Origin of the sequence: Clostridium oryzae (genome assembly GCF_002029235.1) — a bacterium.
GTDB lineage: Bacteria > Bacillota > Clostridia > Clostridiales > Clostridiaceae > Clostridium_AE > Clostridium_AE oryzae.
Genome location: NZ_MZGV01000013.1, coordinates 50,427 through 63,430, shown reverse-complemented (window position 1 = coordinate 63,430; position 13,004 = coordinate 50,427). Strand labels below are relative to the sequence as shown.

The 13,004-nt window shown below is 35.0% G+C and carries 13 protein-coding genes; 1 reads left to right on the top strand and 12 read right to left on the bottom strand.

Annotation, left to right across the window (positions count from 1 at the left end):
* Positions 1-71 precede the first annotated feature (71 nt).
* A complete protein-coding gene (locus tag CLORY_RS08145; protein WP_079423119.1) occupies positions 72-782 on the bottom strand; it encodes a polysaccharide deacetylase family protein in 711 nt (236 codons plus the stop codon).
* Between the two features lie 182 nt (positions 783-964).
* Here CLORY_RS08145 and CLORY_RS08140 point away from each other — a divergent pair, with 182 nt between their 5' ends.
* Positions 965-1,822 (top strand): YitT family protein, encoded by an 858-nt coding sequence (locus tag CLORY_RS08140; protein WP_079423117.1) that lies wholly within the window; start codon positions 965-967, stop codon positions 1,820-1,822.
* A 7-nt stretch (positions 1,823-1,829) separates the two neighbouring features.
* Here CLORY_RS08140 and CLORY_RS08135 read toward each other — a convergent pair whose 3' ends face one another.
* From CLORY_RS08135 to CLORY_RS08085, 11 genes are all read right to left on the bottom strand, one after another.
* A complete protein-coding gene (locus CLORY_RS08135) occupies positions 1,830-2,090 on the bottom strand; it encodes a hypothetical protein (RefSeq protein ID WP_079423115.1) in 261 nt (86 codons plus the stop codon).
* A gap of 290 nt (positions 2,091-2,380) precedes the next feature.
* Positions 2,381-4,123, bottom strand: a complete 1,743-nt coding sequence (locus CLORY_RS08130) for a methyl-accepting chemotaxis protein (protein ID WP_079423113.1) — start codon at positions 4,121-4,123, stop codon at positions 2,381-2,383.
* Between the two features lie 227 nt (positions 4,124-4,350).
* The gene (locus CLORY_RS08125) at positions 4,351-5,001 is read right to left on the bottom strand and encodes an HAD family hydrolase (RefSeq protein WP_079423111.1); all 651 of its coding nucleotides are present in this window, start codon (positions 4,999-5,001) and stop codon (positions 4,351-4,353) included.
* 12 nt (positions 5,002-5,013) lie between these two features.
* Complete coding sequence (locus CLORY_RS08120; protein WP_079423109.1) at positions 5,014-5,427, bottom strand: cupin; 414 nt, start codon at positions 5,425-5,427, stop codon at positions 5,014-5,016.
* Positions 5,428-5,452: 25 nt separating this feature from the next.
* Positions 5,453-6,340, bottom strand: coding sequence for a fructoselysine 6-kinase (locus tag CLORY_RS08115; RefSeq protein ID WP_079423107.1), 888 nt, complete (start codon positions 6,338-6,340; stop codon positions 5,453-5,455).
* A gap of 39 nt (positions 6,341-6,379) precedes the next feature.
* Positions 6,380-7,369: an SIS domain-containing protein gene (locus CLORY_RS08110; RefSeq protein WP_079423105.1), complete on the bottom strand. Its 990-nt coding sequence runs from the start codon at positions 7,367-7,369 to the stop codon at positions 6,380-6,382.
* Between the two features lie 72 nt (positions 7,370-7,441).
* On the bottom strand, positions 7,442-8,230 hold the full coding sequence (locus CLORY_RS08105) for a PfkB family carbohydrate kinase (RefSeq protein ID WP_079423103.1): 789 nt from the start codon (positions 8,228-8,230) through the stop codon (positions 7,442-7,444).
* A 4-nt stretch (positions 8,231-8,234) separates the two neighbouring features.
* On the bottom strand, positions 8,235-8,675 hold the full coding sequence (locus CLORY_RS08100) for a secondary thiamine-phosphate synthase enzyme YjbQ (protein WP_079423101.1): 441 nt from the start codon (positions 8,673-8,675) through the stop codon (positions 8,235-8,237).
* A 4-nt stretch (positions 8,676-8,679) separates the two neighbouring features.
* Positions 8,680-9,531 carry an amidohydrolase family protein gene (locus CLORY_RS08095; protein WP_079423099.1) on the bottom strand — a complete coding sequence of 284 codons (852 nt, stop codon included), beginning with the start codon at positions 9,529-9,531 and terminating at the stop codon, positions 8,680-8,682.
* A 100-nt stretch (positions 9,532-9,631) separates the two neighbouring features.
* Positions 9,632-10,432 carry a sugar phosphate isomerase/epimerase family protein gene (locus tag CLORY_RS08090; RefSeq protein ID WP_242954373.1) on the bottom strand — a complete coding sequence of 267 codons (801 nt, stop codon included), beginning with the start codon at positions 10,430-10,432 and terminating at the stop codon, positions 9,632-9,634.
* Positions 10,433-10,563: 131 nt separating this feature from the next.
* Entirely contained in the window at positions 10,564-11,883 is a 1,320-nt protein-coding gene (locus CLORY_RS08085; protein ID WP_079423096.1) for an anaerobic C4-dicarboxylate transporter family protein, read from the bottom strand.
* Positions 11,884-13,004: the final 1,121 nt, after the last annotated feature.

The following is a 13,004-nucleotide window of genomic DNA, read 5'->3' as shown; positions in this document are numbered from 1 at the left end:
TTCATCCTAGCTATCCACTAAATTGCTTAACCAATTTTTATTATACAATAACTGAATAGTAAATTATATAACTATTTTTTACTAAAAGGAAAATAAAATTCTCTTGTTTCGTCTTTTATAGCTTGAAAGGTATAACCATCGTTTCTATAGTAATCAATTATGTTCTGAAGTGCTTCACAGGTATTTTTATTTGGTTGATCACAATGCATTAACATGAATATGGTATTAGGCTTCTTCTTTTTGGAAGTAGCCTCCCTAAATAGTCTGTATGGTGGAATTTTGTAGTTTATTCCATCAGATACGCTCATATTCCAATCATAGGTTCTGAAATTACACAGATGTAAAATTTCCAGCATATTTTCATTAAGATGGCCTTTACTCCCACTAGGAAACCTTATTACATTATACTTCTCACCAGTTATTTTACATAATGCGTCCCTTGTCATATACATTTCTTTAATAAAATCTTCTTTATCCGAATATATCTTTCTGCATTTATGTGTGTAGGAATGAAGTCCTATACTATGCCCTTCTTTTTTTATTCTACGAATTACATTCTCATTACCTTTTATTTTACATCCTATAATGAAAAAAGTAGCCTTTATATCATTGTCATCTAGTATATCTAATATTGTATTTGTTGTACTGCTTGGTCCATCATCAAAAGTAAGATATATAACTTTATCATAGTTAGCCGAAGGTCCTTCATTAGCACTTATCTGTAAGGGAGGACCCAGTACAAGTATGATTACCATAACTAATATTATTCTTGTTTTATACATAATATCGCCGCATTTCTTTAACTTGTTTTATTATTATAATGTGTATAAAACAGTATTTTATAAGTAAAATTTTATAATATCTACATTTATTGAAAATACTATGGATAGCCTGTATAATTAAATTAAGATCAACATGGGTTATAAGTTAATTTTAACCAAATAGACTTATAAGAGGTGTCATTATGAATAAATCATTTTATAAAACTAATTTAACGGATATTTTTTTCATATTCCTCGGCAGCATATTAGGTGCAGTCGGTATAAATATGTTTCTAGCCCATGCTAAACTCCTAAGTGGAGGTGCCAGCGGCATAGCATTAATTTTCCAATATCTTTTCGGTATAGACGCAGGTTATCTTGTTTTATTGATTAATATACCTCTATTTGTTCTAGGATTTATGAAGCTTAATAAAAGATTTATGATATATACATTTGTAGGAACTATAACCTTATCTGCAGCTCTTGTGATAACTAATCCCATATCTAATATACTGCATATAAATGATAAACTGCTGTATTGTATATATGGTGGTGTTGTAAACGGGATTGGTTACGGACTTGTTTTTACTCATCACGGTTCTACGGGCGGACTAGATATTATTTCAATGGTTATAAGAAAACATAACTCAAACTTTAATGTTGGAAAAACAAATTTCTATATTAACTTTTTCATCGTAGCTATCAGCGCTTTTATTTTTGGACTTCCTAGTGCGCTGTATACTCTTATTGCCATGTATATTTCTTCTTTCGTTCTGGATTATGTAATAAAGGGCTTTAACAGATCAAAATGTGTAATAATAATAACAGACAAGGAAAACGAAGTAAGAGATTATATAATGAATAAAGTTAAACGCGGTATAACTTACCTCTATGGCGAGGGTGCATTTACACACAAGGAAAAGCGAGTAATCTTCTGCGTAATATCTCTAGCTGAACTTCCAAATTTGAAAAAGGCCGTATCATATATCGATGACAAAGCCTTCTTTACTATTTTCGATACCTCTGAAGTGCGAGGCCTTGGTTTCAAATCAGATTTATAGTTTCTATTTAGCAGCCTAAATCCTTAAGCTGCTTTTTTAATTCACATATTTGCTGCTTTATTTCATTCTTTTTCTTCTCATTTTCGTTTTCAGTCTTAATAGCTTCATCCTGAACAATTATAGTAGCCATAGCGGATGAAACAGCTGATAGGAAAGCCGCCACTACCTCAATCTGATCCTGATTTAAATTTTTTGCTAGTAAAACTGCTACAACGGAAGCTAATATAGCTAGTTCTCCTCCCGTTACAGAGTTCTTGCTACAGTCCAAGCGTTCCACCCCCTCATATTATATTATATGAGAGCATTTTTTTATTGTGTCAGTTACATCAACAATAGAATACCAGAAGCTCCTAGCAAGAGCAGTGTAATAAAGTTATATATGCTAAACTTAATTAAGTATTTAATGCTGGAGTTTGAGTCATACTTTGTATATATTTAGTACAAAACTTTATATAAAGCAAAAAAACAGTGAAGAATCTTTACACTGCATCCTTCACTAAGTTTCACTTAATAACATACTTCATCGTTTCCAGCCGATGAAGGTTTCCTATCCCTCATCTACTCTACAATAAAACTACCTGCTATATTGTCAAGCTTTTCTATCATATTCGTAATTTCTGCTGCATTTAATTCTATCTGTTTCATACCTTGAAGCTGTTCCTCTACACTTCCATTTATATTCTGACTCACTTCAGCCGAGCTGGATATATTAGAAGCTATATCATCCATAGCTTTATTTATTTGATCTATATTAGATGCTTGTTCATTTATATAGTTATCAATTTTCTCAACTTCTGTCATAACACTTCTCATGCTTTCAATTATTCCTTTAACATTCTCATTTGCTGTTCTTGTTTTATCTACACCACTAATGATAGAGCTATCCATTTTCGAAACTGCATCTACAGCCTTAACCGCATTTGATTTGTTGTCCTTTACCATATTTTCAATAACCTTTGCTGCTTCTGAGCTTTCATCAGCTAGTTTCCTTATCTGCTCTGATACTACCGCAAAGCCTTTTCCATTTTCTCCTGCTCTGGCAGCTTCAATTGCAGCATTTAACGCTAGCATATTAGTCTGCTCAGCTATAGACTCAATAAGTTGTACAGCAGCCGATATCTTATCAGAGGATTTATCTAACGAATCTATAAGTGTCTCAACCTGTTCCGCCGACTCTTTTATATTGTTCATCGCTCCATATATGCTATCCAGCTGTTCAATACTTTCACTAGCTGATACTGTTGCTATTTCACAACTTTTACTCGTAGTACTGCTAATCTGTACTGTCTCTTCCGAAAACTTAGCTATCTCAGCTACATGTGATGTAATCTCTTCTATAGCAGAGGTATTTTCACTAGCTCCATCTGCAATAGTTTCGGTTGATGCTGAGATATTATCAAGTGCTGCAGTGGATTCCTTTGTCGTCTGTGACAGCACCTGTGCTGAAGTTGAAATTGAACCCGTTGATACTGAAATATCCTTTATCATAAATTGTAGTTTATTCATAAATAAATCAAAGGAATTACTTAACTCTCCAATCTCATCTTTACTGTCGTAATCTATACGCTTTGTTAAATCTCCTCCGCTGCTGGAGATCTCTTTTAACTTTTCTGTGACTTTCTTTAATGGTCTTGTTACAGATATTATCGTAAATAGGCAGATAACTAGTGATATTAGTATTACTAAAACTATACTCATTATGGTACTTGCTATAGCACTATTGAATATCTTTTGGCTTGCACTATATGCCGACTTAGAATTCTTTATATGAACCTTAGTTAAGCTATCTATTTTCTGTGTGAGCTTTTGGCTATTACTTCTAAACTTGTCCATTTGCGTAAATGTTCCCTGCTTACTCTGACCCTTGGCACTAGGTTTTAATTGCTGCATAGTACTACCGTTTTTCTGGTAATAAGTTATAAGATTATTTAATGCTGTTTCATAACTAGCATATGTACTTTTTAATCCTTTTGTATCGCCGCTTATCTTTATGTACTTATTTATATTATTTAATAAATCTGTATTATATGTCGATGTAGTCTGTTGAAGATTATTTTTAGCAGATGTACTTGAATTATTGAAGCCCATTAACTGTGAATTTATACTTTCAATGCTTGACTTTGCATTTTCCAGATACCCGATAGGCGTTACTTCTCCCGTGTTTAGCTCTTTTATGTTCGTATTTAGTGTAGATATAGAAATTATTGCTGTAAACCCTATCAAAATTATTGATGCTGTGAAAACTATTAACGGAATTAATATTTTATTTCTAAGCTTAAGATTCCTATATAGCTTTATCATGACTGTTTTCCCCTTCCTTACTCTGTGGTTTATTTTTATTGTTCCTTTACTTTGATTTATATTCTAATACGGCTCTATGACACCTGAGTATATATATTTTTAACAAAATATGAATTCTAATTATCCACAATTGGCAAAATACATAAATTTCTAAAGAGTAAAAAAGAACGTCCATTTTCTATCATTTGATAAAAACGAACGTTCTCTATGTTGCTATATAAAAGGTTTTATGGGATCATACTCTTTATCCTTTCATTGCATTCTAGGAATGAGTCGACCGAGATATCTGCTTCACTGATATCTTGCTTAATACCTGAACCACAATATGCTACAACAAATGCACCAGCACTTTTCGCTGCACGAATTCCCACAGAAGAATCTTCAATAACAATACATTCTTCTGGTTTTGCATCAAGTATGTTCATAGCCTTTAAATAGCCCTGTGGATCCGGCTTACTTTTTGTGCACATATCACCGCATATAATCACATCGAATAATGACATCATGTTCATACGATTCAATGCAATAATAATGAGTCGTGTTGACGTTGATGTTACAATCCCAGTTTTAATTCCCTTTCGTCTAAAATCTTTAATAAGAGAAACTAATCCTGGCATAGGTTCAATATAGCTATTTTCGTATGTGTTACCTATTTGTCTGCGCTTATTTGTAAATTCCTCTAATGTAACTTGATTTGATGCTCTTGACAGCAATCTAACTAAAATAGAGCGATCACTTGTCCCAATTAAATTATTACGATCTTCCTCTGTTAGATAAATACCATAACAAGCAAGTGCTTGTTCAAAATATTGAGCATTGCTTTCTTCTGTATTTACAATAACTCCATCAAAATCGAATAGGACATACTTTTTATCCATATTAGCCCCCTTTTATTTTTCGAAAAGTTTACGAGCATTTGTCTGAATATATTCAATTTCTTCCTTTGAAAGATCACAAAAGTCGCTATTTTCCATTGAGCAATTGGAATCCTGAACATACATCATCTTAGTGTCTTTCTGTGTTATTGAATAAAACCAGCATTCAGCAGGTACATTATAAACTTTTCCCTTTTCCATTAATGTTAATTGGATTTTAAATTTGTCACATTCGCGTTCAGCAGTAATCAAAATTGCTTTACCAGCAGAAAGAATAAACTGCTCATCTGTAGAATGGTGAATTTCTAAATGGGCAATACCCTCAATATCATTGTCAGGCTTCCAGTTTTTAATACTTACTAACCATTTTTCATTTTTATAAACACAAAGAATTCCTTCATTTTTATTTTCATATACATCTGGTTTCATTTTTATTTCCTCCATTAATTCTTAATTATACTTCTGTTTTCCCTACAATCGCGGTGCTATATCCAAATGCACCTTCCATCGCACATACATTTGCCGAAAATACTGCTCCTTTGTTCATTGCAGCTTTCAAACGCTCTAACATTACCTCATCAGGACCTTCTAAAAGTGCTCCTGTTTCTGAAGCTTCCATAAGTGAACAAAGAAAAGTCGCAAAATAAGAATCACCTGCTCCCATAGTATCGATGACATCATCTGCATGAACTGCTGATGCATAAATAAATTGATTTTTATATAGAACATAAGAACCATCTTCACCAATTGTACCAAGTACAATCGGAACACCATAAGCCTGAACCTTTTTCATTTCAGCCTCACGTTTTTCAGGAGTTAAATGAGCACAGGACAGAATAGCTATTGTAATATACGGACATACTTTTTCTAAGTATTCATCTGTCCATCTGATTGAAAAATCGTATGCGATTGGTACGCCTGTTGCTTTTAATTCTGCAAGATTTTCTTCAATATAAGAGTTTAAATTCGTATAAATGATCTGAAATTTCTTGATATAATCAAAATCTTCCTGTGTAAAATCAAAAGAATACTCTTTTGCTATTCCTCCTTTATTAGATCCAAGAAATACACGATCATTGTCTTTAAGAGTAACCAGGGCGAAACCATTTTCACCTTCAAAATGCCGGCTGTGACTATCATCAATTCCAAGCTGTGCTAAGGTATTCTGTACATGTTCTGCTACTTCATCACTTCCATACTTTCCAAGATATGCAGCCTCTGTGCCATTCATTTTTGCATAAACACAGGTATTCACACATTGTCCACCAGGATACATTTTTCCACGAGAAAGATACTTATCGCATACGTTATCTCCAATGGAAATAATTCTACAATTCTTCATTTTTCCTCTCCTATCCATATCCGATATCAGATATCAAAGTTAATACTCAACCTTCCACATATAACGACGAGTAGTTAATGGATGCTCACGCACTGCAGCCAATGCTTGGTTATATACCGGATAAACATTGTTGAAAAGAGAATGGTTGAAGTAGTCAACTACAGAAGCATCAATTGTGGAAAGTCCAAGATCCTTTGCATCCAGAATTTCAATACGTTTTGCATAGGTATTTAAAAACTTCAGTGCACGCTCATCCAGTGTACGAGTAGAACCTTCTGAAATCTGAATTACAAATGGAATGTTTGCATCTGTGATTTCGAATGGTCCATGGAAATATTCACCGCTGTGAATGCTGCTAGAATTAATCCACTGCATTTCCATGAAGATACAGATGCTTTCCATATATGCTGCGCCGTATCCTGCACCACTTGCCATAGTGTAAATTACTTTGTCATCTTTATGAGCTTCTGCAAATATCTGTGCTCGTTTCTCTACATGCTTACATGCATTCTTTACAATACGATTAATCATACCAACACCCTGCAGGAATTTATCATAATTCTCATATCCTTCTGTCTGTTTCAGCAGTTCAACAGCAACAAGCAGTCCGCATATAGTTTTTTCTCCTGCAATATCTTTTTCATCACCAAACGTATAACGTACAATGTAATCACCATACTGAATAATTTCAGACTCTTGGAACCAAGTAAGAATGATAACAGTTGCTCCCATCTTCTTTCCAAGTGCTGCTGCTCGGATGGTCTCTGGTGTATTACCTTTGTGGCATGCAAGGCAGATGATAGAGTTCTCTCCAAAATCTTTCGGTGTGCTGTGAACAAATTCATTACTGTTGATCCATGCAGACTTGATACTTGCACATTCCTTTTCCATAAAGATCTTAGCTGGATAAAGAGCTCCTAATGAACCGCCGCACCCAACAAAATAAAGTGATTTTACTCCGCCTTTGTCTTTTTTCTCTTCTAAAATTTCTTCAATAATTTTTGTAATATCTGTACTCTTGTATCCCATTATATTTTCTCCTCCATCTATTTGAAATTTCATACTTGTTGTTCACTTATATTTCAGCGAGAGCAATCTCTCTTAGATATATGGGTTGAATTGCTGAATAATCTTTGTTGCACGGCTCTTGCCTCGAAGCATACATTCCGGAATCGTTTCCCCTAAACTGACACCATAAGTAAATGCAGCTATATAAGAATCTCCGGCTCCCACCGTATTAATTACCGGAACGTTTTCCGCATGCATTTGGTAAAACTGATTTCCATCATAAGCAAGGCTTCCATATTCACCAAGCATTGCGATAACGCATCCAGTTCCCTTCTGTTTGGTTTTGATCATAAAACTTCTGATATAATCATCATCCCTATCGTAGGAAAAGAAAGCATAATCAATATAAGGTAATATAGCATCATTACTTTCCAGCTCCAGGCGCTTAGAAAAATCATAAACCCAAATCTGACCAGGTTGCTTCAGTTTCTTGATATAGCGGTCAACTTTTGTCCACCGCTCCGCATATACAATGTCAAACTGCTTTACAAATTCCAGATCCTCTTCGGAAAGTTTAATCTCCTCCATGGCATTTCCCTCGAAATGAATATGTTTTTTGTCACCATCTACAATGTCCATAGTTGCCATTCCCGTTGGGCGATCGACCTGTTTGATCACACGCAATGGAATCTTACGTTCTTTCAACCGCTCTTCCAACGCTATGGCAAAGACATCATTTCCGAGAATAGTCATTTCTGACACATCGCCGCCCATATCCTTATAATTCAACGCAAAATCAATACTATTTCCCGTCAGATAATAACGGTCAAGCTTATAATAGACATCAATACAATTGTCTGCCATTGCAATTGCTTTTTTCATCTTTCTATTCCCCTCTTTCACCCATTATATAGATCATGAAGTGCCTATTTTTAATTCCATCATATTCGCAAAAATAAATATCCACAGCATGTCCAAGCTTCAACTTTCCATTCATAATGGGAAAGACACAATGATTTCCTGTCAACAGTGATTTTAAATGGCCAGGTGCATTCCCTCCAATTGTTCCATAACTCGGTAAATAGTGATTATGATTATACGGATAATTTTCAGGTGCAAGTCTATCTAAAGTTTCCATAATATCTGCTTCTACGCATGGAAGGCTTTCATTCACAGTGATTCCTGTTGTTGTATGTTCCGTTATAACAAAAACTACTCCATTTTCGATCCCGCTTTCGGCGATGAAGTTTCTTACTTCATCTGTAATCTTGATCATCTCAAATTCCTTATCAGCACAAACTGCAACTTCCTTTAGTTTGAATTCCATTTACTCATTCCTCCATTCCAAGAAATCTCAGTGTATTTTTGTAATATATTTTTTCAAATGTCTCGGAGCAAAAATCAAGGCTGTCTAAGCCTCTCTTGCTTCGCACCGGACGGATTCTTGGAGAATCAGAACCAAACATGATCTTATCTGCAATATTATGTTCAACCCAATACTCACCCATATCTTCTTTAAATACCTTATGATAAATCTGATAAGGTCCATCAAAATTCATCAACGCTGTATTTGCATATGCATTAGGATATTTGAGCAACAATGCTGCTGTCTCCTGGACCCATGGCCAGCCAAAATGTGTAAGACATATATTAATATCCGGATAATCATGAATTACATCTTCAAAGTCTACAGGACGAGAATAGCGGGCTAAAGCATTTTGCTCCAGGCAGATTCCTGAGTGAAAAATAATGGGTTTATAATATTTCCTGCATACTTCATACAATTTATACAACTTCTTATCATAAGGATACATTTGGAGCCGGGCCGTATTGATCGTCAATCCTTTCAACTTCAATGTATCAAAAGCTCTTTCTAATTCTTCACTGGCATTTTCATTTCGTGGATCTACGGAAGCAAATCCATAGAAGAAGTCCTTATCATAAGAAACAAGTTCTGCAATCTCATCGTTTGATATAGCAGGATCCCCGGTTTCTGCAGAACAATCTTCCGGCAACAAAAATGCTCGTTGAATATCTGCAAGGGCATATTGTTTTTTCAGAAGATCAATTCCTGACGGACTCATAAGATGATAATTCATCTCATCGCAACGCTGTTTAAACCGTTGCTTATCTTTGCATATTGGCGCAAATAGTGCCGGATGAATATGCGTATCTATAACCATAGTAAAAACCTCCATAACTACTTTTTTCTGAGTGAAATCTATAATAAGTTCTCTGTTATTTAAATACAGATTCCGATAACATTCGTAATTCAATGAAGTATTACTTCAACTCATCGGTATTGGCCTGCAGCCATGCAACAATATCATCAATCGCCTTATCTGGATTGCAGTAATAGCGGCGATCACATATTTCAAATGAGCATGTACCATCATATCCATGAGCCTTGATTGCATCAAAATAATCCTTCATGGGAAAATCAGCATCTCCCGGAACTGTATGTCCGCGGTCATTAAAATGAATGTGTCTTAATTTGTCACCAAGATTATTAAAATAATCAGCTACAGTCTCTCCGGCATAAGTCATCTGATCCATATCAAGCATTCCAACCACATTCGGTGAATCAATCTCCTTGATCATCTTCGCCAGATCCTTACTAGTAACAAGTACATTTGTAGTTGTTACTTTTAGTTCCTCAAGGAAAAGTGTTACATTCTTCTTTTCGCAGTATGCCGCAAGCTGTGCCACAGATTCGCGGCAATTCTTCCATGCTTCTTCACGCGATGCATCAAAGTATCCAAATCCAGTACTTATTTGGATGTTCGGACATTCTAAAAACTCCGCAGTATCGATTGCTCTCTGATAATAACGAAGACTTGATTCTCGTGTTATAATATCCTGTGTACAGAAATTAACAGGATAAGTGCAGTTTTCAGGTGTCATCGCCATGACTTTCAGATGTCGGCGGCGGATCTCTTTATCCAGATTTATTAAACGGCTGAGTGGATAATCAAACATATTAAGTTGTGGAGCAGAACAGTATAAATCTATACTATCAAACGGGGATCTTTCCACCTTATCAAGAAATTTTGTTATTGGATAACGCAGGTAATGGTAGCTCATAGGAGCAAATTTCATATGAATAACCTCCTTTAATTTTACAAATCAAAGACCGCAGGCCGAAGCTAATCTGCAAGTTTCAGTCACTATACCAGCTGCGATCCAATTAAGCATTTAACAGTTGATAATTGTTATTAGAATACGATTGCACCAAGACCAATAGCAACCAGTACAGAAACAACTGTACAAACCAAACCAGGAACCATATAACTATGATTTAATACAAATTTTCCAATCTTTGTTGTACCTGCAGAATCAAATGCAATAGCAGCAACACATTGACCTGATGCAGGAATAAAATAGTTAGATGAACAAGCTATCCATCCAGCAACAATAATATTTGCAGGAAGACCTAAAGCGATACCGATGGGAACCATGATCATTGTTGTAGACGACTGACTAGTTGTGATAGCACCAACGATAAATACGGCAATAATGTAGATCCAAGGATACTGTTTAGTTAAAGAAGACATGTTTTTAGTAATGAAAGAAGACTGGTCTCCAATAAATGTATTTACTAACCAGCAAAGACCAAAGGCTAAAACAACTGCAAACATACCTGTACGAAAAACTGGCTGATCCAAAATCTTATCACTATCAAGCTTACAAGCGATAACCATAATTGCTGCAGCTACAAGCATAAAGATTTCAATTACGGAAGTCATAGGTAATACAGTTCCATTAGCAAATTTAGGAAGATGCGAACTGTATGCGCCTAATGCAACAATTACTACCATTGCAATTAAGAAGATTGCTACTGAAATCTTTGCATTCTTTGTAGCAGGTTTTTCTTCAACTGTTTTCTTTGAAAAGTCCTCTATAAGTCCAGCAGCCACACGAGCCTGAAATTCAGGATCACCAGCTAACTCTTTGCCCTTTTTAATAACAGAAAATGCTGCGGCAATTGTTCCTATCAATGTTGCAGGAACACATACAAGCAACAATGTGAAAAGGTTTACCGACTTATAAGATGAGTCCGCCATAAAAGCAAGAATTGCAACTGTAGCTGCAGCTATCGGACATGCTGTGATTGCTTGCTGAGAAGAAACAATGGCTGCAGATATTGGACGTTCCGGACGAACACCAGTCTCAATGGAAATTTCATTGATAACCGGAAGCAAGCTGTAAACAATATGGCCGGTACCACACATAAATGTGAATAAGTAAGAAATAACTGGTGCTAAAACAGTAATCATTTGCGGATTCTTACGAAGAATCTTTTCTGCCAGCTTAACCATAAACTCTAGACCTCCACAGGCCTGCATAGTTGAAGCCGCACAGATTACTGCAATCATAATTAGAATAACTGTGATTGGCGGATCGGATGGGGGTACACGAAGAATAAAAGTCATAATTAACATACCAATACCACCGGCCATAGCCAGAAATGTTCCTCCCTTACGAACGCCCCAGAAAATAATAGCTAGTACAATAATCAACTCTACCCAGAACATAAATTTACCTCCTCATATGTTGAAATTTTTAGTATTTGTACACGTTTTCTAAAGATGGTGCGCACATCTTTTAATTTAATAATACAAAAGCAATTCAGATTCTCTTTAATTTTATTGTATTCATTTGTATTTAGTTGTATTGCTTTGTATCTAATACAATATTATATTCTTTTTGGAGTCTTGTCAATAAGTATTACTTATTTTATCTGTATAATATAAGTTTTTTATACGTTTTCAAAAATAGTAATACATTATAATACATTTTATCGCTAAGCAAATCTAAAAACTCCATAAAATGCATTTTTTCTATTTTGGTATAATTACTGCATATTTCAGACTTAGCCAACCATTTATTGATTCAATGATTGAATTATCTGTTGGACGGGTACATTTAATTTAAGTTAAGAAAAAATTTAGGGATGCGAATTTAAAAATAGAATCAAAGCTCCATTAAAAAGATAAAACAAGGGATGAGCGACCTCCGTCGGCTCAAAAATGCCTCCTACGGCCACTCACCCCTTTAACCAGCTCTATGCATTTACAAAGTAGTATTTTCTAGATTACTTCTTCCAAATTATTTTTCTTGTTTATTTGCTTAATTGTGTTTTCTTCAAAGTAACCTTCATATTACTTCGTATATTCTATAGTTACTTCTTCAACCATACATGTACTATGTTCCTGTATGGTTGAAAGTTATCCACAATTAGGAAAAAGCACAAATTCTTAGAGACTAAAAAATAATCTAAGATACCCTTGCATACACAAAAACTTAAGAGAAATCTTAGATTATAATGAAAAAACGTTAACAATATTGTAGCACAAAGCATAAGAGAATCCGAGAGAATTTTAGTGGAATACATGGAAAAAACGATTAATTTTGAGGGACAGGAAGAACTGTCTATTAATAATATCGAAATAGGACATAAAAATGGTTACACCCTATGTCGGCCGGTTACGTTCATTAATCAATTACACCACATCTTTTAGGCAAATCTCCTAATGGCTCATAACTCGGCTGCGCCTCAAACAATTCGCCATCTTAACGGAAATTTGCCTAAAAGACATGGGTAATTGCTAAATTCACTCCAAATGCCGACGTCGGCTGCAACCATTTTTAATGC